Below are 22,861 nucleotides of genomic sequence, written 5' to 3'. Positions count from 1 at the left end.
GGGATCGTCTTTTTCGGCAAAAAGTGGAACAAACCGCATCCACCCACGTTTTTCTCACATAGTTGGAAGGAGATGGAACCATGCTTTACTGGGCGCTCGTATTTCTCGTCGTGGCAATCATCGCCGGCGCGCTTGGTTTCGGCGGCATTGCCGGTACATCTGCCGGGATAGCGCAGATATTGTTCTTCATCTTTCTCGCTTTCCTCATCATTTCGCTTCTCGCCGGCCTGTTCAGACGGGCCTGAGAGTTATCAGGCGAACACTGGAAGCCGCACCCCTCAAACGGTTTCCAGCCACCGCCGGGTGGTGTCTCACAAGGACGCCGCCCGGCGGACCGCTTTTGGGCGTCTGGTTCCCGTAAAACCTGCCTTGGAACCCATTGGACGGTGAGCCGTTCAGCCTGAGTTGGGTGAACAGGTCGGATGCGTTCCAGGGCTCGAGATACCAAGAAGAACGAGCGGGGGGACGAGGTCATCGCCCTGCATCCCGCCGAAAGCGGCATGCAACTTGGCCGGGCGCTTCTCCACGCACTGCACAATGCCGGCATTTCCGTCCTCTACCAGGACCGCGACATAAAAACGGTCTGGGCGCGGAACATGCGTGCGCCCTGGGCCGCCGACAGCAGCGAGGGCGACGGCATCCTGCCGCCGGCACAGGCCGACCGCATTGGCGCTGCCAAGCGCAGCGTCGTCGCAAGCGGCGATCCGCAGCGCCTCGAGATCGGCGTCCCGATGGAGGACGGCATGCGCTGGTTTCAGGTCTGGATCGACGCCGACCATGGCGAGGCCGGCGACGTGCAAGGTGTCGTCACCACCATGGTCGAGACGACCGAGCAGCGACGCCGCGAACAGACGCTGACGACGCTGTTGCGCGAAGTCACGCACCGCTCGAAGAATTTGCTGGCAATCATCCAGAGCATCGCCACCCAGACGGGACGCTATTCCGACAGCATCGGCGATTTCCTGACCCGCTTTCGCGGCCGGCTCCAGTCGCTGGCCTCCTCCCAGGATTTGGTAACCTCCTCCAACTGGCGCGGTGCTGCCCTTCGCGAACTCGTCGCCGGTCAGGTCGGCCGCTACGGGACGGACGCGTCGCACAGCCTTCGCTTCCGCGGCGCAAATCCTTACCTCAACCCCAACGCCGCGCTGCATATCGGCCTTGCGATGCATGAACTGGCCGTCAACTCGGTCAGCTATGGCGCCCTGTCGCGGCCGGAGGGCTTCGTCGAAGTGACCGCCGTCCTCGACACCGCCGCCGATGGCGGCATTGCCCTGTCGCTGACCTGGGCCGAAACCATAGGAACCGACAGCAACCAAGAGGGCAAAAAGCGCTTCGGCAGCGTCGCACTGGAACGCGTAGTGCCCTCTTCCCTGAACGGAACGGCGCGCCTCGAGATCGCGGATGGTCGCCTCGAATACCATCTCGTTGTTCCGCACGGCAATTTCGAGACGGAGTAGGCGACCGCCATTTTTTAACCGGCTGTTCACCATAGAAGCAGATGCTGTTTTTGCCAGATACCGATGGAACTGCCGAGCCGACGAGCATGCTTTCGAGGGCTTTGCCGCAGCATAGTGGGGAGGAGCGCCTTGACGGTCGCCGATATCAACAGACTCGAGCAGGCCGCTCGCATTTCGATGGGCGAATTCCAGGATCCCGAGACATCCACGGCATCGCCGGTTGCTCATGGCATCCTGCTGCCCATCGTCGCTCCGGCGTTGGCCGCGGCAATTGTCCTGATCGCCCTGTCCCAGCTGGCCTGATCCCGCCCCCACGTTCGCGCGCGCACATCGCTCGGGTTTTTCGGCGGCCGAGGCATCGGAAAGCTGCGCCCAGAAAAAGACTCTCTTCACCAACAATAAATTGGAGCAGCAAAGGTCGTTTTTTCATGCTAAGTGACGGCTGGAGCTTATTAAAGTGAGGACACGAAGTGAGGAGTGACCCTATGCGGAAAATTCTTATTGCCATGGCTGCCGTGGTCGCCGTCAGCGGCTGTACCTCGACCGAGCAGGATGTCGTCGGCGGTGGCTTGATCGGCGCCGGCGTGGGCGGCTTGGTCGGCGGCGGCAAGGGCGCGCTGATCGGCGCGGCCGTCGGTGCCGGCTCCGGCCTGCTGGTCCGCAACCTGCGCAATGGATACTGCCAGTATCGCGATCATCGGGGTCGCATCTACACGGCTCGCTGCAACTAAGGTAATTCCGGCGGGAAAAGCGCGGAGCGGTTTTCCCGCCGGAATTGCGAGCAAGGAGCGGATCGGCGATCTATCAGACGCTGAACCGCCCCGAGCAACTTGAATCGCGCGCTGTCGGGCTCATTCGCGAACCCGGCAGCCGTGCGGCAATTTATTGGCCGCCGCGTGAAGCCTCGAGCGATTCCGCCAAGGCCCGATGGCATTCACGCCGGCAGCGGAATCCTGATTTCCACATTCAATCCGTCATCGCGATAATCGCGGTGGATCGTGCCACGCAGCTCACGCGTGACATTGAGGTCGATCAATTTGGTGCCGAAGCCGGTCGTGGCCGGGGCGTCGACCTTCTTCTGCCCGGTTTCCTGCCAGCTCAGAGCCAAGACCCGGCCACGCCCGCGCCCTTCGACCGACCATTCGATCCTGAGGGCGCCGACCGTATTGCCGGCCTCGCCATATTTCAGCGCATTCGTTGCCAGTTCGTGGAAGGTGAGGCCCAGTGCCTGCGTCGTGGTTTCGTCAAGCAGCACCTCCGGCCCGGACAAAAGCTCTTCCGGCAGCTCCTTTCCGAACACTTGGCCAAGCTCGATGCGCAGGAGATCGCCGAGATCCGCCTTCTGCCAGCGCGAGCGCGTCAGCATGTCCTGGGACGCGGCCATTGCCTGCAGCCGGGCCGAGAAAGATGCCGAGAACTCATTGACGTCGCTGGCACGTGACGCGGTCTGGCGCGCGATCGCCAGCACTCGCGTGATCGAATTCTTGATGCGATGCTTCATCTCCTGCAGCATCAAATCCTTTTCGAGCAGGCTCTTTTCCGTCGTCTCATGCAGCAGCGACGCTGCCTCGTAGGCTCGCTCCTGATAGCGCGCGACAAGCGCGATGGCGCCGGCCAGCAGCAACCCGAACAGGCCGAGCATGACCGGGATGGCCCGTGATGATGGCTGCGAGAAGGCGCTTGTCGGCCTGAACTGCACGGTCCACGGACGGCCCGCCACGCTGATCTTGCGGGTGACCAGCAGCCTGTCGCCAAAGCCCGACACGGGCGGCGTCTCCGACCGGAACAGCAGATGATCCGGATCGACGCCGCCATCGTAGATTTCGGTGTTGACCGGCAGCAGCGGCGCGCGGCTGAGCGCGATCTGGAACAACTCCCTGGCCCGGAAGGCCGCGTAGAGAAAGCCTACCGTCGAGGATCGCGATGCGTTTATGGCATCAGGTGCGGTCTCGACGTTGAGCCGCACGAAGACGAGAAAGCCGGTGAAGGTCTGTGCTGCACCCGTGTCCTGGCCGAGTTGCACCAGCCCGCTCGCGTGCTGCTGGTCATCTGCCATTGCCTTCTCGATTGCCGCGCGCCGCACGGGCTCGGTGAACATGTCATAGCCGATGCTGGCCTTATTGGACGGGTCGAGCGGCTCGAACAGCACAACGGGCGTCCGCCATGGCTGGGTGGTGTCCGGATAGATCGCACGCCTGGTGCCCTGGTCATGCAGCATGTCGCGCTCGACCGTCGCCTCGTCGCCTGCTTTCACCAGCCGGAGAAAGCCGATGCCGCGCAGGCCGGCGAAATTGGTATCGACGTTGAGGGCATTGAAGAACGCTTTGAACTCGCTCTGCGAGATGTCGCCATTGCGGGCGTCGAACAAGGCTTGCGACGAGCGCAGCAGCGACAGCTGCAGGTCTATCCGGCTCTCGATACGGTTGAGCGCATCGTCCGCGGTCGCGTCGAACTTGATGCGAGCCGCCTCTTGCGTCGCGAAATAGGCGAACCCCGCCATTGTCATGCTGATCAGCGCAACGGCAACGAAAGCGACGATTGGAAAAAGCTTCTTCAACGGATAATGCGGCCTATCAGCATGTGAGCCCTTTATGGGCAAGTCGCCCGGTCAACACAATGGCAAGGCCAAGCCATCCCGCCGGCTGGCATATCACCTGATCGGCAGATCGGTAACGGGCTCAGGCCAGCAGGCTTCAGGCGGCGATCTTCAGCGCGCCTGGTCCGGGAATGGCGCCAGGCGGACATTTGCCCAGGATGATCATGCCCAGCACCTCGTCCTGGGTCACATCGGTGGTGCGGGCAGTGCCGACGACCTGGCCGTTTTTCATGACGCACACCCGGTCGGCCAGTTCGAATACGTCGTGAATGTCATGGCTGATCAGGAAGATGCCGATGCCGTCGGACTTGAGCTGCCTGACCAGTTCCCCGACCTGGGCCGTTTCCTGCGGTCCAAGTGCTGCCGTCGGCTCGTCCATGATCAGGATGCGGGCGTTGAACAGGATCGCGCGTGCGATCGCCACCGACTGCCGCTGTCCGCCCGACAGCTTGATCACCGGCTCCTTGAAGCGCTGGAAGCGGGGATTGAGCCTGCCCATCACCTTGCGCGCCTCGGCCTCCATGGCGACATCATCGAGCGTGCCCCAGGCGGTCCTCAGCTCGCGGCCGAGGAACAGGTTGGCGGCGGCGTCGACATTGTCGGCGAGCGCCAGGGTCTGGTAGATCGTCTCGATGCCGTATTTCTTGGCATCGCGCGGGTTGGAGATCGAAGCCTCTTCGCCGTTGACGAAGATTTGGCCCGCGTCACGCTTGTAGGCGCCCGACAGGATCTTGATCAGTGTCGACTTGCCGGCGCCGTTATGGCCGAGCAGGGCCACGACCTCGCCGGGGAAAAGATCGATCGAGGCATCGTCGACGGCGCGAATGCCGCCGAACGCGATTGAGATGTTGCGCATGTCGACCAGCGGGTTGCCGGCGGGAGCGATCCTGTCAGCCATGATTGTCCTCCTCCCTCAAACGCGTTTGCGATAGACGGTGTCGAGCCACACCGCGATGACCAGCACGGCGCCGACGACGATGCTCTGCAGAGGCGAGTCGACGCCGAGCAGCACCATGCCGGATTGCAGCGACTGCATCAGAAGCGCGCCCAGCATGGCGCCGATGATCGTTCCCGAACCGCCGGCGAGCGACGTGCCGCCGATGACGGCCGCCGCGATCACCAGCAATTCATCGAGCGTTCCGAGCACGTTGGTGGCCGAGTTCTGCCGGGCCGACGAGATCGCGGCGGCGATCGTGGCCAGCACGCCCATGATCATGAACACTTTCATCGTGATCCAGCGCGTATTGATGCCGGCGAGGTTGGCTGCTTCCGGATTGCCGCCAATGGCAAAGACATAGCGACCAAAACGGGTGCGTTTGGTGATGAAGGTCATGACCAGCCCGACGGCGATGGCCATCAGCACCGGTATGGCGATGCCGTGGGCGATGAACAGGCCGCCCTCGGGCACGGTTATGTTGTTGGCGGCTGCATATCTGTTCACGATGCCGACAGGCCATGGATAGGAATTGGCCAGCCAAACCGCGCCCATGATGACGGCGCAGGTGACCACGCCGATCAGCGTCTCGGCCCAGATCGGACGCAGCGGGAAACGGAAGCGCTTGCGCTGTACCCGCCCGTTGAACAGCGCAAGCACCACCGCAAGGCAGGCGGCGATGCCGACCACCCAGCTCCAGGTCGCGCCGATCGATCCGGCCGGGCCGCCGCCCATCAGCTGGAACGTCGCGTTGAGCGGCGCCACCGTCTGGCCGCTGGTAACCCACCATGCCGCACCGCGCCAGACCAGAAGCCCGCCCAGCGTCACGATAAAGGCCGGCACTTCGAGATAGGCGATGACAAAGCCCTGGAAGGCGCCGATCAACAGACCGAGCACCAGGCCGATGACCAGCGCCAGCACCCAGATCCATGGGTTGCCAAGCTCAAGCCCGACGAAGCGCACTAGGAAATGCACTTGGGCGAAGCCCATGACCATGCCGATCAACCCTTCGGCGGAACCGACGGACAGATCGATATTGCGCATGACGATGACCAGCACCATGCCGCAGGCCATGATGGCGACGGCCGAGGTCTGCACCGACAGGTTCCACAGATTGCGCGGCGTGAGAAAGGTACGGCTGTCGAAATCGAGCGGATTGACGCCGAGACGCAGGCTGGACAAGACATGCAACCCGATCCAGATCAGCAGCAGCGCGCCGATCATGCCGAGCATGCGCGTGTCGATCTCGGTCGCCTTAAGGAACCGGGCGACGGCGCCGAGTTCCGACGCACGCGCGGTGTCGGCCTGCGGGTTGGACGTCGTATCGGTCATGATTTTCTCCCGCCGGCCTGCCCGTCCGATGCGGGATGCCGGAAGCCAGCCTAGAAGTTACCCGCCCGGGGCGGAAAAACAAATTTTCTTGAAAAAACGCCGCGGCTTGGCAGCCGCGGCGTTCATCGCATGAAATGGAAGATCAGTTGCAGGCCGCTACGCTGCCCGCCGCGACGCCGGCACAGACCTCGTCTTTCTTGATCCAGCCGGCGTCGATGACGACGTTGAGATTGTCCTTGGTGATCGCAACCGGGGTCAGGAACAGCGATTTGACGGTGTTCCCACCGGGCGTTGTGAAGTCCTTGACGCCGGCGATATCGGTCATCTTCTTGCCGTCGGCCAGCTGCGAGGCGATCTCGGCGGCATTCTTGCCGAGTTCACGCGCGTCCTTCCACACCGACACGGTCTGCGTGCCGAGCGCGATGCGGTTCAGCGCCGCGTGGTCGCCGTCCTGGCCCGAGACCGGAACGGTACCGGCCAGGCCTTGAGCCGTCAGCGCCGCGACGACGCCGCCGGCAGTGCCGTCATTGGCCGCGACGACCGCGTCGACCTTGTTGTCGTTGGCGGTCAGGAACTGCTCCATGTTCTTCTGCGCATTGGCCGGCAGCCAGCCATCCGTATAGGCTTCGCCGACATTCTTGATCTTGCCGCTGTCGATGGCGTCCTTGAGCACTTCCATGGAGCCCGAGAACAGGAAATCGGCATTCGGATCGGCACCCGAGCCCTTGATGAAGACGTAGTTGCCTTCCGGCTTCACCTTGAACACTTCGCGGGCCTGCATGCGGCCGACTTCCTTGTTGTCGAAGGTCAGATAGAAGACGTCCTTGTTCTCGATCAGGCGGTCATAGCCGACGACCGGAATGCCTTCGTCGAGCGCCTTCTGCACCGCCGGGCCGATGGCGGAGGCGTCCTGCGCCAGGATGATCAGCGAATTGGCGCCCTGGGAGATCAGGCTCTCGACGTCGGTGAGCTGCTTGCCGGGATTGGACTGGGCGTCGGCGGAAATATACTTGTCGCCGGCGGCTTCGATCGCCTTCTTCATGGCGGCCTCGTCGGTCTTCCAGCGCTCTTCCTGGAAGTTCGACCAGGAAACGCCGATGACCTTGTCCTTCGCCTGCGCGACCGACGCGAGCGTCAGCGACATGGCGACACCCGCCAGGATGGCGGCTGTGAATCTCTTCATCTTAATCCTCCCTGCGCCGCGTATGGCGCGACCAAACAGGCCCGTAGGCCGGCACAAAGGCTCTATTTTTTCGAGCCTCGAAAAAACACTGGTCCATCGTCGGAACGCTGTCAACGTCGATTCTGATGTATTTTGATGTCCTCGTGAATTTTTTTCGAGCTCCGGAATAAATAATGACAGCCAAGGCCGGTTCTGCCAGTATTTGACGGTCGTCGGGATCCTGGGGAGAGAACGCGGCGACGGGGAGGATGCGAGAAACATGTCGGTCGGAATCCGCCACGACGATTTGCGCCGACGCAACCGGGCGATGGTGATCGCGGCCGTGCGCCGTGCCGGGCAGCCCTCGCGCACCGAGATTGCCGCGACCACCGGGCTCAGCCATTCCACCATATCGGCGATCTCCTCCGACCTGATTGGCGAAGGCATCCTGGCGCAGAGCAAGCCGAGCGAGGCCGGTGCGCTGAAACGCGGCCGGCCGCAGGTCGGCCTCAGCCTCAACCCTGAAGCCGCGGCGGTGATGACCGTGGTGCTGTCGCTGAATTTTCTCTCCGTCGCCGTCATCGACTATGCCGGCCAGGTGATATCTGAAGAGCAGCGCCGGCTGGACACGCTCACCCTGTCGCGCGAGGCGCTGATCGGCGAATGCGTGGCCATCGTCAGGCGGCGGTTCGAGGATCCCGACCTCGACGTCGGCAGCATCGCCCGTATCGCGCTGGCGATCCAGGGCATCACCGACACGGATGCGCGCACCATGCTGTGGTCGCCGATCACGCCGCAGACCGACATCGCCTTCGCCGACATACTGGAGGCCGAGTTCGGCATTCCCGCCACCATGGAGAACGATTGCAACATGATGGCGGTGGCGCTGCGCTGGCGCGATCCCCAGCGCTACCGCGACGACTTCATCGCCATCCTTTTGTCGCACGGCATCGGCATGGGCTTGGTGCTGAAGGGTGAACTGTTCACCGGCACCCATTCATCCGGAGGCGAGTTCGGCCACATGATCCATCGCCCCGGCGGGGCGCTCTGCCGCTGCGGGCGGCGCGGCTGCGTCGAGGCCTATGCCGGCAACTATGCCATCTGGCGCAACGCGAGGCAGCTTGGCGAGGACACCGAGCCCGTCGACGTCAGCGACGCCGACATGCGCACCCTGGCGGCCTCGGCGCGCGAAAAGGACGGGCCGGAGCGCGAAGCCTACCGCAAGGCCGGCGAGGCGCTGGGTTACGGCCTTGGCAGCCTGTTCGCGCTGATCGATCCGGCGCCGGTCGCCATGGTCGGCGTCAGCGCCGCCGCCTTCGACCTGATCGAGCCGGCTCTGCGCGAGGCCATTGCCCAGACCGCCGGCGGCCAGCACTCGAAATCGATTTCCTTCGACACCGAGCCGAACGAACTGCCACTGATCCGCGAGGGCTGCGCCATGCGCGCGCTGACCTTCGTCGACCAGGAGATTTTCGCGCCGGGGGCACAGGCGAAATCAGGCGTGGGCGAGAACGTTGCGTGACATATCCCTAGTCTTCGCGAATCGCATACCCCGCGCCCCGAATGGTGCGGATCACGTCAGGCATGCGGCCATTGTTGACCGCCTTGCGCAGCCGGCCGACATGCACGTCCACGGTGCGCTCGTCGATATAGATCGTTTCGCCCCAGACATTGTCGAGCAGTTGGCTGCGCGAGAACACGCGGCCGGGATGTCGCATCATGAATTCGAGCAGGCGGAACTCGGTCGGCCCGAGCCGGATCTCGCTTTTCTTGCGGTAGACCCGGTGCGATTCACGGTCGAGCACGATGTCGCCGACCTTGAGCACGCTGGACAGAACTTCGGGCTTGGCGCGGCGCAGCAGCGCCTTGACGCGTGCCATGAATTCCGGCGTTGAGAACGGCTTGACCAGATAGTCGTCGGCGCCGGTGGAGAGACCGCGCACCCGGTCGCTTTCCTCGCCGCGCGCCGTCAGCATGATGATCGGCAGCCGCTCGGTCTCGGGCCGCATGCGGAGACGGCGGCAGAGCTCGATGCCGGACACCGCCGGCACCATCCAGTCGAGCACAAGAAGGTCAGGGACATTCTCCTGCAAGCGGATCTCGGCTTCGTCGCCGCGCGTCACCACCTCTACCTGATAACCCTCCGATTCCAGATTGTAACGGAGCAGCACACCCAGCGGCTCCTCGTCCTCCACCACCATGATGCGTGGCGCGATCATCGACTGGTCACCCCTGCCGTCAAGCCGCTGGCGCCGACATCGCCGTCTCGTCCTGCTTCGGGCGATTGGCGGGCAATTGCGTGCCGGTCAGCACATAATAGGCATTTTCGGCAATGTTGGTCACGTGATCGCCGATGCGCTCGAGATTCTTGGCGCAGAACAAAAGATGCGTGCAGGCGGTGATGTTGCGCGGATCCTCCATCATGTAGGTCAGCAGCTCGCGGAAGACCGACGTGTATTTGACGTCGATGCGTTCATCGTCGGCGCGCAGCTTGGCAAGTGCCGCGGCATCGCGCGCCGCATACTCCTCGATCACGCCTTGGACCTGGATCAGCACAAGCTGCGCCATGGCGTCGATGGAGTGCGACAGGTCGCGCGGCGTGGCGGCAAGGCCGACGGTGCCGACGCGCTTGGCGATGTTCTTGGCGAGATCGCCGATGCGTTCGAGATCGCCCGCCATGCGGATCGAGCCGACGACATGGCGCAGATCGTCCGCCATGGGCTGCCGCTTGGCGATCAGGGTGATGGCGCGGTCGTCGAGTTCGCGCTGGCGCGCATCCATGATCGCGTCGTCGGAGACGACGCGCTGGGCGAGCGCGTTGTCGGAATTCAGGAGCGCCTTGGTCGCGCCGCCGACCATCGATGAGGCGAGATCGCCCATGTCGCGGATCAGCCTGCTGATCTGTCCGAGATCTTCGTCAAAGGCTGCGACTGTGTGTTCGGCCATGATCTTGGTCCTCGTATGCCTGGGATCAGCCGAAGCGGCCGGTGATATAGTCCTGCGTGCGCTTCTCGCGGGGCGACGTGAAGATCTTCTCGGTGCGGTCGAACTCGACCAGCTCGCCCAGATACATGAAGGCGGTCTGCTTCGACACGCGCGCCGCCTGCTGCATGTTGTGGGTGACGATGACGATCGTATAATCGGCCTGCAACTCGTCGATCAGCTCCTCGATCTTGGCGGTCGACAGCGGATCGAGCGCCGAGGCAGGCTCGTCGAGCAGGATGACCTCCGGCTTCACCGCCACCGTGCGGGCGATGCAGAGGCGCTGCTGCTGGCCGCCCGAAAGGCTGAGGCCGCTGGCGTTGAGCTTGTCCTTGACCTCGCTCCACAGTGCCGCGCGCTTCAGCGCCTGCTCGACACGGCCGTCCATCTCCGCCTTGCTGAGCTTCTCATAGAGCCTGACGCCGAAGGCGATGTTCTCGTAGATCGACATCGGGAACGGCGTCGGCTTCTGGAACACCATGCCGATCTTGGTCCTGAGCAGGTTGAGATCCTGCGAACGGTCGAGGATATTCTGGCCGTCGAGCAGCACTTGGCCCTCGGCGCTCTGCCTCGGGTAAAGCTCGTAGATGCGGTTGAAGACGCGCAGCAGCGTCGACTTCCCGCAGCCCGAAGGCCCGATGAAGGCGGTGACGCTGCGCTCGGGCAGCGACAGGCTGATATCCTTCAGCGCCTTCGACTGGCCATAGTAGAAATTGAGGCCCTTGACCTCGATCTTGGCTTTCTCGACCGCGACTTCGGGCGTATTCAACTCGGTGGACAACATCGGTTTCATCTGTCCTCTCTGCGTCCGGTAAGGCTGCGGGCGAAGATGCTCAGCCCGAGAACCGTAAGGGTGATTATGAGTGCGCCGGTCCACGCCAGCTGCTGCCATTCCTCGTAGGGGCTGAGAGCGAACTGGAAGATGGTGACGGGCAGGCTGGCCATCGGCGCATTGAGATTACTCGACCAGAACTGGTTGTTGAGTGCCGTGAAGAGCAGCGGCGCCGTCTCGCCGGAAATGCGGGCGATGGCCAGCAATATGCCGGTGACGATGCCCGACAGCGCCGCACGGTAGGCGACCGAGCGGATGACCACCCAGCGCGGCGCGCCGATCGCGGCGCCGGCCTCGCGCAGGGCGTTCGGCACCAGGTTGAGCATGTCCTCCGTGGTGCGAACGACGACCGGGATGACCAGGATGGCCAGTGCGACGGCACCGGCAATCGCCGAGAAATGTCCCATCGGCCGCACCAGCAGCTCGTAGACGAACAGGCCGACGATGATCGAGGGTGCCGACAGCAGGATGTCGTTGATGAAGCGCACGACGGTGGTGAGGCGCGAGAAGCGGCCATATTCGGCCATGTAGGTCCCAGCGAGGACACCGATCGGCGTGCCGACGATGACGGCGATGACTGTCATCATGATACTGCCGTAGATGGCATTGAGCAGGCCGCCGGCATCGCCGGGCGGCGGTGTCATTTCGGTGAACACAGAGAGCGAAACACCCGACAGGCCCTTATAGAGCAGTGCGCCGAGGATCAGCGCCAGCCAGGCCAGGCCGATGCCCGCCGCCGCGACGCATAGCGTCATCATCACGGCATTCCTGCGCTTGCGTCGATTGTGAAGCGATGTGGCCGTCGACATCGGTCAGGCTCCCGTGCGGCTGTCCATGCGCAGCAGCATGTAGCGCGCAAGGGCAAGGATCAGGAAAGTGATGACGAACAGGATCAGGCCGAGCGCCACCAGCGAAGACGTATAGAGATCGCCGTCGGCTTCGGTGAACTCGTTGGCGATGGTCGCCGAGATCGTCGTGCCGGGCGCGAACAGCGAGGCGCTGATGCGGTGGGCGTTGCCGATGACGAAGGTTACCGCCATGGTTTCGCCGAGCGCGCGGCCGAGGCCGAGCATGACGCCGCCCATGATGCCGACTCGGGTATAGGGGATGACGACGCGGCGCGTGACCTCCCAGGTCGTGCAGCCGATGCCGTAGGCCGATTCCTTCAGCACCGCCGGCACCGTGTCGAAGACATCCTTGGTGATCGAGGTGATGAAGGGCAGGACCATGATGGCAAGGATCAGCGCCGAGGTCAGAAGGCCGATGCCGTAGGGCGGGCCGGCAAACAGGCTGGAGAGTCCCGGCACGTCGTGGAAAAGCTTGATGATGAAGGGCTGCACCGTCGTCTGCAGGAACGGCGCGAACACGAACAGGCCCCAGATGCCGTAGATGATGGAGGGTATGCCGGCAAGCAGCTCGACGGCGATGCCGATGGGGCGCCGGAGTGGCCGCGGGCAGAGTTCGGTAAGGAAGATGGCGATGCCGATGCCGATGGGAACGGCGATCAGGATGGCGATGGCGGCGGTGACGATGGTTCCGTAGATCGGGGCCAGCGCTCCGAAATTCTCGGTGACCGGGTTCCACGATTCGGTCGTCAGGAAGGAGAACCCGAATTTCGACAGCGCTTCCCACGAGCCGGCAAACAGCGAAATCGCCACGCCGCCGAGGATGAGCAGGACGAGGATGGCGGAAAAGCGTGTCGCCGTCCGGAAAATCGTATCGGTGAGCGCGAAGCGTCGGACCGTCGCTTCCCTGGCCCGCATGGCGGCCGACGATGGCATGGCTTCGGAGACGGCGGTCATCTGGCCCTCGCGTTTCAAGGAAGACAGGGAGGGCGCCGTGAAGCGCCCTCCTCGTTCAGCAGGGATTACATGGCGGAATAGAGCGGCTTGCCGTCTTCGCCGACGATGTCCTTGGCCCACATGTCCTCGACGCTCTTGACGACCGCGTCGGGGATCGGAACGTAGTCCAGCGCCCCGGCCATGTCGTCGCCCTTGGCGTAGGACCAGGCGAAGAACTTGAGCGCTTCACCGGTCGCCGCCACGTCGCCGGGCTTCTTGTAGACCAGGATCCAGGTCGCCGACGTCATCGGCCAGGATTCGGCGCCCGGCTGGTTGGCCAGGATGACGCCGTAACCAGGCTGCGAGCTCCAGTCGGCATTGGCCGCCGCCGCCGAGAACGCCGCCGCCGTCGGCTCGACCTTCTTGCCGTCCTTGTTGATCATGTCGGCATAGGTCAACTTGTTCTGCTTGGCGTAGGCGTATTCGACATAGCCGATCGAGCCACCGGTCTGCGAGACGTTGTTGGCGACGCCTTCATTGCCCTTGGCGCCGATGCCAACCGGCCATTCGAGCGCGGTGTTGACGCCGACCTTCGACTTCCAGTCGGCGCTGACGTCGGCCAGGTAGTAGCTGAAGTTGAACGTGGTGCCCGAACCGTCGGAGCGATGCACGACGGCGATCGCCTGGTCGGGAAGCTTGACGTCGGGATTGAGCTTGGCGATCGCCGCGTCATTCCAGTTGGTGATCTTGCCGACGAAGATATCGGCCAGCGTCGGGCCGTCGAGCACCAGTTCGCCCGGCTTGATGCCTTCGAGATTGACGACCGGAACGATGCCGCCCATCACCATCGGGAACTGTGCAAGTCCGGTGGATTCGAGATCCTCGCCCTTCAGCGGCGCATCGGAAGCGCCGAAGGTGACGGTCTTGGCTTTGATCTGCTTGATGCCGCCGCCCGAGCCGATCGACTGGTAGTTGAGACCGATGCCGGTCTCCTTCTTGTAGGCATCGGCCCACTTCGCATAGATCGGGTAAGGGAAGGTGGCGCCGGCACCGGAGATGTCAGCTGCCATTGCCGCGGAAAGGGTGAGGGTGGACGCCGCAGCCATTGCGATCGCAACGGCCGCCGAGCGGATGAAATGTCTCATATGGCCTGCTCCTGTTCGGAAGATGGTCTCTCGGCGCCATTCCTTGCCAGCGCCCGCTGAGGCCAATAGCGTTCGATTATAACAGTCGCATGACAGTTTCGTGTCAGCCCGGTAACGCGTCGCCGGCGCTTGGAAAGGCGATGGCGATTAGCGGCTGCGGCATGGCGCCGGTTTGCCTTCGGGAATCAGGGACTTGCGCGATCCGGCCACCCAAACAGCCATCGGATTCGGCATGGATCGCTGATCGAAGAAAAGCCGGACGGGAGCGCGTTGCTCGAGGCCAGAGGATGTCTTGGCCGGGCCATCGCCAAAAACAGGTCCGTTGGGGTAGATTGACGCTGCTTCATACTGGCGGTCGCTGCTCCCGCCCGTAACTAGAAGAGAGAGCGGAAATTCGATGCCGTCATTGTCCCGGCTGGACGCAGGCTTTGATATGGTGCGATCGCACCATAGTCTTGCTCGAAGGGCAGCGGCCGACCCCGACTGATTCTCGCCGCAATCCGGCCGAAGGCGCAAAGTCTATCCCGCGTTGCGCCGGGCCTGGCGACCGGCGCCGACCCAGCGCTCGACCTTTTCGAGCAGGGCCCTGGGGCTGATCGGCTTGGGCAGATAGTCATCCATGCCGGCGTCCAGGCAGCGTTCGCGATCGCCCTTGAGCGCATGCGCGGTGACCCCGACGATCGGCACATGCGTGCCGGTTTCCTCTTCCAGCCGGCGGATGGCGGCGGTTGCCTCGAGCCCGTTCATCTCCGGCATCGAGACGTCCGTCAGGATCATGCACGGATTGAGCCTGCCGAAAGCGTCCAGCGCCTTGCGGCCATTGCCGACGATCTCGAAACCGTAGCCGGTCTCGCCGAGGATCTGGGTGAAGACCATCTGGTTGACCTCATTGTCCTCGGCCACGAGGATGTCCAGCCGCTGCTCGCCGCCAGTCGCGGCAAGCCGAGGCCTGACCGGCGGCGGCTGCAGCAACGCGCGTTGCCCTGCCGCCGGTGGCGGTGACTGCGGATTGTTCCCGCCGCCTCCCTCGACAGCAAGCGGCCGGGCGACATCCGTGGCGTGGCGATGCCGCTGGATGGTGGCGACCAGCGTTTCCAGGAGCACCGAGGAGCGTGCGGGCTTGATGAGTTGGGCATCAATGCCGAGATCGCGGTAACTGGTGTTGGCCAGCGACTGGTCGACGGAGGTCAGCATGATGATCGGCGTGTCGGCAAGCCCGGCGGTGTTGCGCACGACACCTGCCATCTCGGCGCCGCTCATCTCGGGCATCTGATAATCGAGCACGACGCAATCGACCGGCACGCCGTAGGCGGCGGCCGCGATCAGCACTTTCAGTCCCTCGGCGCCGCTCTCGGCCGCGCAGGAATCGAAGGTCCATGACGTCATCTGCTCGGTCAGGATGGCGCGGTTGACGGCATTGTCGTCGACGATCAGCACCCGCGCGCCGGTCACGTCCACCGGCATGATGCGCTGCGCGTTCTGTTGTCCGGCCCTGGGCAGCGTGACCGTGAACCAGAAGGTCGACCCCTTGCCTTCGGCGCTTTCCACGCCGATGTCGCCGCCCATCAATTCGACCAACCGCGAGGTGATCGCGAGCCCGAGCCCAGTGCCCTCATGCCGCCTCGTCGAGGAGGTGTCGACCTGGCTGAATTTCTCGAACACCTGTTTCAGCTTTTCCTCAGGGATGCCGATCCCGGTGTCGGTGACCGAGATCGTCAGCCTGGTTCCGTCCGGCACACTTTCGCCGGTGACGTCGACGAGCACATGGCCTTCTTCGGTGAACTTCACCGCGTTGCCGAGCAGGTTTGTGACGATCTGCCGGATGCGGCCGACATCGCCGATGAACAGGCTTTCGAGCCCAGGCTCGATGCGCACGATGAGCTCGAGGTCCTTTTCCTTGGCCCGCGTCGACACCAGCGTCGCCACGTCCTCGATCGCCTCGGCGAGATTGAAGGGGGCGGGATCGAGCACCAGCTGGCCGGCATCGATCTTGGAGAAATCCAGGATATCGTTGATGATGGTGAGCAGCGCGTTGCCCGATTTGACGATGATGTCGGTGAAGGTCTTCTGCTTCGGATCGAGATCGGATTTGGCCAGGAGTTCGGCCATGCCCAGCACGCCGTTCATCGGGGTGCGAATCTCATGGCTCATATTGGCGAGGAATTCCGACTTGGCGCGGTCGGCAAGTATGGCGCGCTGGCGCGCCTCGCGCAGTTCCGCCTCGCGCAGCTTCAATTCGGTGATGTCGGTGGTCGACCCGATCAGGTAGAGCGACCCGTCGGACGCGATCATCGCGCCCTTGCGGGCGAACTGGTGGCGCACGCTGCCGTCCGGGAGCATCACCGTCTCCTCGACCTCCTGGGTTTCGCCGCTGCGCAGCACCGCGAGGTCGCCATTGACGAAGGCTTCGCCGTCGGGCCCGAAAATTTCGATATCGGTCTTGCCGATCGCGTCCTGCTTGCTGAAGCCGGTGAGATCGCACCAGCCCTTGTTGACGTAGAATTGCCTGAGATCGGAGCGCTTGGCGTAGATCGACACCGGCACGTTGTCGATCAGGCTGCGGAACACCTCGTTCTCGCGCATGCTTTCTTCCAGCGCCCGCTCGCGCGCCTTGACCTCGGTGATGTCGGTGCTGGAGCCGACCAGATGCACCGATCCGTCCAGCGCCACCAGCCGGCTCTTGCGCGTCATCAACTGCCGCACCGTGCCGTCGCGATGGGTGACGGGCTCCTCGACCTCCCTGACGCTGCCCGTGAGGGCAACCTCGGTATCGTCCAGGCTGTAGCTTTCTCCATCCCCGTCGCCGAACAGCTGCCGATCGGTGCGGCCGATAACGTCTTCCTTGGCGAGCCCGGTGATCGCGCACCAGGCCTTGTTGACGAACTCGATGCTGAGGTCCTGCGCCTTGATGAAGGCGGCCACGGGCAGTTCGTCCAGCACGTGCCGGAACAGGTCGATCTGCCGCATCGAATCGTGCAGCGCCTTTTCGCGGCTCTTGATCTCGGAGATATCGACACGCACGCCGATGAACGTGCCGTCGTCGGTGCGCATGTCGTAGACCTGGTACCAGCGACCGTCGGGATTGAGACGTTCGAAGGATGAGTATGGCAGGTGGTAGCGGGCGAGGATGCTGTCCAGCCAGGGATCGAGATCGCCATCATAGAGCGCATCGACCTGCGGATCGCCGCTCGAGCGGAAATAGCCGGCCGAACGACCGAGTGCCAGCGCGTCGCGGAAGGTGCGGCCGGGCTGCCACGCCGGCTTCAACGCCGGCAGCGTGTCCTGCATCTTGCGGTTGGCGAAAACGAAATTGTCCTCGCGGTCGTAGATGATCACGGCGGCCGGCAGCGATTCCAGCACGCTGGCCAGGTGTTTGCGGGCGTCCTGCGCCTCGGTCTCACGGCCCTTCATGTCCGAGACGTCGAAGAGGAAGCCGGCCACGTAGTTGCGGCCGCTTACCATTCTAACGCGGTTCTTCCTGACGACGCGCGAGCGGTTGACGCCGTCGACCTCGAAGCTTTCCTCCACCTCGTAAGGCCGCCCGGTCGCCAGCACCTCGCGCTCGCTTTTCTCGAACAGCGCAACCTCGGCCGGCGCGAGAAAATTGCCGCCGGGCTTGCCAAGCATGGTTTGCGGCGTCTGGCCGAACAGGCCCGCAAACGCCTCGTTGACGAAGACGAAGCGCAGATCGTCATCCTTGACGAAGATCGGATCCTTGACGCCGTTGATCACCGCTTCCGCCAGTCGCGCCTTTTCCAGCGCGTCGGCCAGCTCGGCCTCGCGATCCTTCATGTCGGTGACATCGACATAGGAGATGAGCCGCTTGCCGCCGGCCAGCGGGGCCAGCGACGCAACCAGGGTACGCCCGTCATTGCGCGGCAATTGTCTCGAGCCGGCGACGCCGGCCCTGATCTCGGACTCGCGCTCGGCGGTATGGCGCCGCCAGGCAACATCGTCTGCGCCGTAGGAATCGACGGCGCGGCTGGCCTCCATCAACTCGCGGAAGCCCGAGCCGATCCCGGCGCGCTGGGGATCGATTTTCCACAAATTGTAGAAGGCCTGGTTGATCACTTCGGCGCGCAGGTCGGCGTCGAGGACCATGATCCCGATCGGCATCGAATCGACCATCGTGCGAAGGTCGGGAAGGCCTCCCGAAGACGCCTCTCCTTGCTGCTTCTGCTCCAGTTCTTCGAAGGCGACGGCCAATCCCGTGACATTGCGTCCAATGCCACGATAGCCGGCGAATTTCCCCTCGTCATCGAAGCGTGGAAAGCCTGAGGTCAGCACCCAGCGGCAATCGGCGCGACCTCCCTTCAGTTCGTAGACAAAGTCACGGAACGGCCGATGTGCCTGCAGATCCTCCAGATGCATTGCCGCGCTGCGGTTGCCGTTCAGGACCTGCTTCAGGAAATCGAACCGGAAGCGGCCAAGCACAGCGGCCGGGTCGATGCCCGTGACCGCCTGATAGTTGTGCGAAAGCCAGGAAAAGCGCAGCTCGGCGTCGGTCTCCCAGATCCAGTCCGAGCCCGTTTCGACCAGCTGGCGTAGCATGGCCAAATCCATGCCTGCGGTGAACGAAGCCGCGTCGTTCACCGCCATTTCGCCCGACCCGCGCTCGCCGCGCACGCCGGCTGTCTCGTTCGCTTCAGCCATGCCGTCCCCACCCCGAATCCAAGGCCGAACCCTCCCTCCGCGGTTCGTCGGCGGAATGTGCCCGAGAAGCATTAACGATCCGCTAACCTTAACAAGCCGTTGCGCACCGGACGGGCCCTGGCCTGCGCCATTGCGCCCGGTTGTCGGCCGGATCGAAGCCGCGCTATAAGCCAATATTGGGGTGTTGCTGATGTTTGGACGGATTGTGCCTTGCTTGCTGAGCGCGGCGCTGCTTTTCGGCAGCGGCTGTTCGCGCAGCTATGACGGCACCGTCGTCATTCCGCGCCCGCTCGATGCCCGGCGTTTCTGGGACCGGCCGCCGCCCAATGTGGAATACGGGCCGTCCGGAATGGAAAACGGCGCTTTTCCGGCGCCGCCACAACCGCCAACCCGGTTTTCCGAGCGCAGGCCCGCGCCGCGCGCCGCACCGAGACGTCATCTTTCAAGAGTTTCGAGGCCACCTCCGCCGTCCTCCGATGAGGAAAAGCCCCTGGCATGCAGGAATGTCAGCGAACCCGGAAAGAGGGTTCGCATGGTCTGCGACTGATGGGTGCCACCCAAAACTGACCTTGGCTGAGAAACCGGCGCCTACAACCGGGGGCGGATGATCATTCGGCTGGGAAGAAGGCCGGGCCGACTATTCTCACCGGCCGCTTGCCGGCCTCTATCGACTGATGCTGGGCCGCCCCGGAGGCTTCGGCGTCCGCCGCGGGAATTGCCGCGACGCTGCCGAGGTCCGGCTTGGCCGACGGCAAGGGGATGATGGCATTGGTCATGTTTGTGGGCGTTACCGTTCGGGCCCTCAATTCGGCGACCCTGCTGTAGTAGCGTTTTAGGTCACATGCCTTGAAATTGACGTCGTCGCGGTAGCGGAATGCGGTCGGCAGATCGGTGTAGGGCTTGCGCGTGTCGAGAGAGACCATCTTTTCGGTTTCGAGGCTGACGTCGCTGAGCGTATAGAGGTCGACGCCCGGCTCGTCGCAGATGTAGCGGCATTGATCGGCCATATCCTTCACATCGTCGCTGCCGGCGAACTGCGACTTGGGTGCTGGGAAGAAATATCCATCCGAAAGGCGCACGCAGAACAGCATCGCGTTGCCGGCGCCCGTTGCCCTCGCCCCTGGCGCCGCCGCAGACACCGATTGGGTCTTCGCCGCCGCGCGCTTTGCCGCTGGCGCGCAGCCAAGCGCGACAAAACGTGCCCGCAGCCCCGACATGTCCCGGCCTGAATTGGAGGCCGCAGCGATCTGGCGCTGCACCTCGCTCCTGTTCCTGGCAAGATCGGCGCATGCGTTGAAGAAACCACCGAGGGAATTTTTCGCCGTACACTTGCGCTGCCTCTCGATGCCTTGGATCGCGGCAAGCTGGCGGTGCAACTGGGCAAGCTCGGGGCTCGTGCCGCCGCCACGGCCGGCCGAAGACAACTGATTTCTTATTGCACTGCAACTGTCGGCATAAGAACTGGACATGCCGAGCGCGAGCACGGTCAGGGTGACGAGCGCGATCATCATGGGGGACCAGAAACGGATCATCGGAAGGACGCGGCCCTTGTTGCTGAGAACCTGGAATGACAACTCTTTCGACTTCGGTAAGCTTTCACTAAATGAGTTTTATCTAAACTTTCTAGTCTCCATGCATTGAGAGACTCGTCTCTAGTTTAATAGAAGAACCCCTGTGAATTCAATATTGCATTTTTATTTCGAGATTGAGACGAACTGCAAAACAATGCAGCTGGACCGACGGCTGGCAGGCCTGCCGGATCACTCCGGCGTTATCGGCATCCGGTCCTGAAACCTTTGTCCGACCTTTCGCGTTGAAGCGCGAAGGAGAACGCAGATGTCGATCCAGGTCACGGTATCGGAACTGACAAGAAATCTTTTTCATTCCCTGGGACTTGACCCGAGGCCCCTGAGCGCCGAGCAAAACCTGCTGCTGGAATGCTATCTGGCCGGGCAAATCCCGGAATCGGCCTGGAACGACTACGTCTTCGAGACACCCGACCTGGCGCGGCACGCCGAGGCGCGGCGTACCAGCCACTGACCGATGAGGGCGGTGCTGGGCGAGATGGTTTGGTAGTAGCTACCTGAGCGGCTCGCTGACCCTGGCAGATGTTTTCCGGCAGGAATTGCGTAAAAAATGGAAGCGGGATCGGCGATCCGCCGAACGCCGAACGGCGCTAGCACATTAAGCCGCGGCGCGCCCTGCACGGCGGAAACAGCTATTGGCCGATCTTGGGAGAGACGAATTGCAAGGTGAACACGTTGCCGGCAATCCCTTGCGCCAGTTGCGGCGAAAGGCTGAGCGGCGTGCAATCCTTCACCGCGGTCATTGCGGCGTCGATGAACGACTTTCGCGCCTTGTCGTCGCCGGCCACCTTGGCGGCGGTCGGCCGTGGCGGACCAAGCAGCGTGCCGTCGCGCTTGAAGCTGAAGCTCAGCGTGACGATGGAATTTCCGGCATCCACCGGCGGCGTCCAGCACGCCTGGATCGCCGTGCCAACTTCCTCCATCGTGTTGAGCTGGGCGGCAGCCGATGGGCAGGTGGCGCCAATCGCCAATGCGCCGCTAATCAGGAGCATTCCAGCGGTTCTTTTCATTGCAATTCCTCCACCGTCGACCCTTCCGGCCGCCCGCGTGCGATCGTCAGAATTGATGGTAGGGCTGGAGATGGCAAGGGCAATATGCTTTGGCGAAAGCTCTTGCCGAAAGCATTGGAGGCAGCCCCGCCCGCAGCGGCCGGCCAAAAAACAAAAGGCCGGCAGTGGGCCGACCTTTGTTTTCACCGCAGCGCCAGTACATCCGTGGTCGCGGGTGAATTGTCTCCAATAGACAGATTATAGGTAAACGAAACGTTAATCGAAGCCGCCATGCCATAGCTCCGAGCCCGGCTTTTGCCAGCGCTCCATGCGGTCATATGCGCGCATATGACGAAGCTTCCGCGGAGGCCTTGAACATTGTTTGATGCTGGAGGGATCATCAACGGCTGAGCCGTCGCCTTCTTGGTACGCCCAAGGGGAATCGAACCCCTGTTCCCGCCGTGAGAGGGCGGTGTCCTGACCGCTAGACGATGGGCGCGTTCAAGAACCGGCGATATAGGCTGGCGGCGGAGAAAAAGCAACTGGGGTCCGCCGGCTTTCCCGGGATCAAGAAAAAGCTGGCTGCTGCTAGCGTTTTGGCTCGATCAGGTCCCATAGATTGCCGTGGAGATCGGCGAAAACCGCCACCGTGCCGTAGGGCTCCAAGCGCGGTGGCTCGCGAAATTCGACGCCCTTCGCCACCATCGCCGCATGATCGCGGGCAAAGTTGTCGGTTTCCAGGAAGAGAAAAACCCGCCCGCCGGTCTGGTTGCCGATGCTCTTCCTTTGTGCCTCGTCGGAGGCCTCGGCCAGAAGCAGCCGCGCGCCGCGCCCGCTGGCCGGCGCGACCGTCACCCAGCGCTTGCCGCCGCCAAGGTCCACATTCTCCAGGAGCACAAAGCCCATTCGCTCGACATACCAGTCGATTGCTTCGTCATAGCTGTCGACGACCAGCGCAACGGTGGCGATATGACGGTTTTCGGCAAAGCCGGTCATTGCGCGCCGGGCTTCATTTGTTGCGGATTGCGAAGCGGCCGATTATGCGCCGCTCGCCCATATCGTAGACGAAGATCGTGCGGCTGCCATCGACAAGTTCGGCCTCGATCGAGACGCGATTGCCGGATAGCGACTGGCTGACCACCCTGGCGCCGACCGGCAGCACGATGTCTCCGCTGAGCGGTTCGCCGGCGGGCACCTGGATGTCGCCGGCCAGCGGCGGGCTCACCGGCGCTGCCTTGCGTGATTTGTAGACAATCGCCGCGATCACCACCATAAGGGCCAGCAAGAGCAGGCCGAGATTGATGGCCATGAAGCGGATGAGCCTGCCGCGCACCTTTTCGATCTCGGGGTTGAGCGGCTTTTCCCCGCCTTCAACAACGGCGTCTTCGTCGGCGGCGGGGCGGGCCATGGCA

21 protein-coding genes and 1 tRNA gene are annotated in these 22,861 nt (G+C 63.3%); 6 read left to right on the top strand and 16 right to left on the bottom strand.

The window, feature by feature from the left end; all coding sequences use genetic code 11:
• Nucleotides 1–80 precede the first annotated feature (80 nt).
• From FJ940_RS25880 to FJ940_RS25870, 4 genes are all read left to right on the top strand, one after another.
• A complete protein-coding gene (locus FJ940_RS25880) occupies nt 81–245 on the top strand; it encodes a DUF1328 domain-containing protein (RefSeq protein ID WP_006203859.1) in 165 nt (54 codons plus the stop codon).
• 177 nt (nt 246–422) lie between these two features.
• Nucleotides 423–1,457: a PAS domain-containing sensor histidine kinase gene (locus FJ940_RS25875; protein ID WP_140658298.1), complete on the top strand. Its 1,035-nt coding sequence runs from the start codon at nt 423–425 to the stop codon at nt 1,455–1,457.
• Nucleotides 1,458–1,586: 129 nt separating this feature from the next.
• Nucleotides 1,587–1,760 (top strand): hypothetical protein, encoded by a 174-nt coding sequence (locus FJ940_RS28575; RefSeq protein WP_181168633.1) that lies wholly within the window; start codon nt 1,587–1,589, stop codon nt 1,758–1,760.
• Between the two features lie 182 nt (nt 1,761–1,942).
• A complete protein-coding gene (locus FJ940_RS25870) occupies nt 1,943–2,188 on the top strand; it encodes a YMGG-like glycine zipper-containing protein (protein WP_140500585.1) in 246 nt (81 codons plus the stop codon).
• Nucleotides 2,189–2,391: 203 nt separating this feature from the next.
• Here FJ940_RS25870 and FJ940_RS25865 read toward each other — a convergent pair whose 3' ends face one another.
• From FJ940_RS25865 to xylF, 4 genes are all read right to left on the bottom strand, one after another.
• Entirely contained in the window at nt 2,392–4,014 is a 1,623-nt protein-coding gene (locus FJ940_RS25865) for a CHASE domain-containing protein (protein ID WP_140561574.1), read from the bottom strand.
• Between the two features lie 136 nt (nt 4,015–4,150).
• Nucleotides 4,151–4,951 (bottom strand): ATP-binding cassette domain-containing protein, encoded by an 801-nt coding sequence (locus FJ940_RS25860; RefSeq protein ID WP_140500582.1) that lies wholly within the window; start codon nt 4,949–4,951, stop codon nt 4,151–4,153.
• A 15-nt stretch (nt 4,952–4,966) separates the two neighbouring features.
• Nucleotides 4,967–6,319 carry a sugar ABC transporter permease gene (locus FJ940_RS25855; RefSeq protein WP_140561572.1) on the bottom strand — a complete coding sequence of 451 codons (1,353 nt, stop codon included), beginning with the start codon at nt 6,317–6,319 and terminating at the stop codon, nt 4,967–4,969.
• Nucleotides 6,320–6,461: 142 nt separating this feature from the next.
• On the bottom strand, nt 6,462–7,502 hold the full coding sequence (xylF, locus tag FJ940_RS25850; RefSeq protein WP_140500579.1) for a D-xylose ABC transporter substrate-binding protein: 1,041 nt from the start codon (nt 7,500–7,502) through the stop codon (nt 6,462–6,464).
• Nucleotides 7,503–7,761: 259 nt separating this feature from the next.
• Between xylF and FJ940_RS25845 the strand changes: the two genes are divergently transcribed.
• A complete protein-coding gene (locus FJ940_RS25845) occupies nt 7,762–9,003 on the top strand; it encodes an ROK family protein (protein WP_140500577.1) in 1,242 nt (413 codons plus the stop codon).
• Between the two features lie 7 nt (nt 9,004–9,010).
• Here the strand turns inward: FJ940_RS25845 and phoB are convergent, their stop codons facing one another.
• The 8 genes from phoB to FJ940_RS25800 all read right to left on the bottom strand — a co-directional run bounded on the left by phoB (nt 9,011) and on the right by FJ940_RS25800 (nt 20,448).
• Nucleotides 9,011–9,700, bottom strand: coding sequence for a phosphate regulon transcriptional regulator PhoB (gene phoB / locus FJ940_RS25840; protein WP_010911896.1), 690 nt, complete (start codon nt 9,698–9,700; stop codon nt 9,011–9,013).
• Nucleotides 9,701–9,719: 19 nt separating this feature from the next.
• The gene (gene phoU / locus FJ940_RS25835; protein WP_140500575.1) at nt 9,720–10,427 is read right to left on the bottom strand and encodes a phosphate signaling complex protein PhoU; all 708 of its coding nucleotides are present in this window, start codon (nt 10,425–10,427) and stop codon (nt 9,720–9,722) included.
• Between the two features lie 25 nt (nt 10,428–10,452).
• Nucleotides 10,453–11,256, bottom strand: coding sequence for a phosphate ABC transporter ATP-binding protein PstB (gene pstB, locus FJ940_RS25830; protein ID WP_140500574.1), 804 nt, complete (start codon nt 11,254–11,256; stop codon nt 10,453–10,455).
• A complete protein-coding gene (pstA, locus tag FJ940_RS25825; protein WP_140517887.1) occupies nt 11,253–12,104 on the bottom strand; it encodes a phosphate ABC transporter permease PstA in 852 nt (283 codons plus the stop codon). The genes pstB and pstA overlap by 4 nt, the downstream gene beginning before the upstream one ends.
• Nucleotides 12,105–12,107: 3 nt before the next feature.
• Nucleotides 12,108–13,097 (bottom strand): phosphate ABC transporter permease subunit PstC, encoded by a 990-nt coding sequence (gene pstC, locus FJ940_RS25820; protein WP_140517886.1) that lies wholly within the window; start codon nt 13,095–13,097, stop codon nt 12,108–12,110.
• Between the two features lie 65 nt (nt 13,098–13,162).
• Nucleotides 13,163–14,221 (bottom strand): phosphate ABC transporter substrate-binding protein PstS, encoded by a 1,059-nt coding sequence (gene pstS, locus FJ940_RS25815; protein ID WP_140517885.1) that lies wholly within the window; start codon nt 14,219–14,221, stop codon nt 13,163–13,165.
• Between the two features lie 519 nt (nt 14,222–14,740).
• Nucleotides 14,741–18,874, bottom strand: a complete 4,134-nt coding sequence (locus FJ940_RS25810; RefSeq protein ID WP_181171816.1) for a PAS domain-containing protein — start codon at nt 18,872–18,874, stop codon at nt 14,741–14,743.
• A 608-nt stretch (nt 18,875–19,482) separates the two neighbouring features.
• Nucleotides 19,483–20,448 (bottom strand): DUF2865 domain-containing protein, encoded by a 966-nt coding sequence (locus FJ940_RS25800; RefSeq protein WP_224704194.1) that lies wholly within the window; start codon nt 20,446–20,448, stop codon nt 19,483–19,485.
• A gap of 262 nt (nt 20,449–20,710) precedes the next feature.
• Here FJ940_RS25800 and FJ940_RS25795 point away from each other — a divergent pair, with 262 nt between their 5' ends.
• Nucleotides 20,711–20,914 (top strand): hypothetical protein, encoded by a 204-nt coding sequence (locus FJ940_RS25795; protein WP_140500562.1) that lies wholly within the window; start codon nt 20,711–20,713, stop codon nt 20,912–20,914.
• 178 nt (nt 20,915–21,092) lie between these two features.
• Here the strand turns inward: FJ940_RS25795 and FJ940_RS25790 are convergent, their stop codons facing one another.
• From FJ940_RS25790 to FJ940_RS25775, 4 genes are all read right to left on the bottom strand, one after another.
• On the bottom strand, nt 21,093–21,452 hold the full coding sequence (locus FJ940_RS25790; RefSeq protein ID WP_246671088.1) for a hypothetical protein: 360 nt from the start codon (nt 21,450–21,452) through the stop codon (nt 21,093–21,095).
• Between the two features lie 421 nt (nt 21,453–21,873).
• Nucleotides 21,874–21,948: transfer RNA gene (locus FJ940_RS25785), tRNA-Glu, on the bottom strand.
• A gap of 89 nt (nt 21,949–22,037) precedes the next feature.
• Complete coding sequence (locus tag FJ940_RS25780; RefSeq protein WP_140525467.1) at nt 22,038–22,445, bottom strand: VOC family protein; 408 nt, start codon at nt 22,443–22,445, stop codon at nt 22,038–22,040.
• A 13-nt stretch (nt 22,446–22,458) separates the two neighbouring features.
• Nucleotides 22,459–22,857, bottom strand: coding sequence for a fimbrial protein (locus FJ940_RS25775; RefSeq protein WP_140517879.1), 399 nt, complete (start codon nt 22,855–22,857; stop codon nt 22,459–22,461).
• Nucleotides 22,858–22,861: the final 4 nt, after the last annotated feature.

This window comes from Mesorhizobium sp. B2-3-7, from assembly GCF_006442695.1.
Taxonomy (GTDB): Bacteria; Pseudomonadota; Alphaproteobacteria; order Rhizobiales; family Rhizobiaceae; genus Mesorhizobium.
Note: the sequence above shows the minus strand (reverse complement) of the source record. Positions and strands in the feature narration are given on the sequence as shown.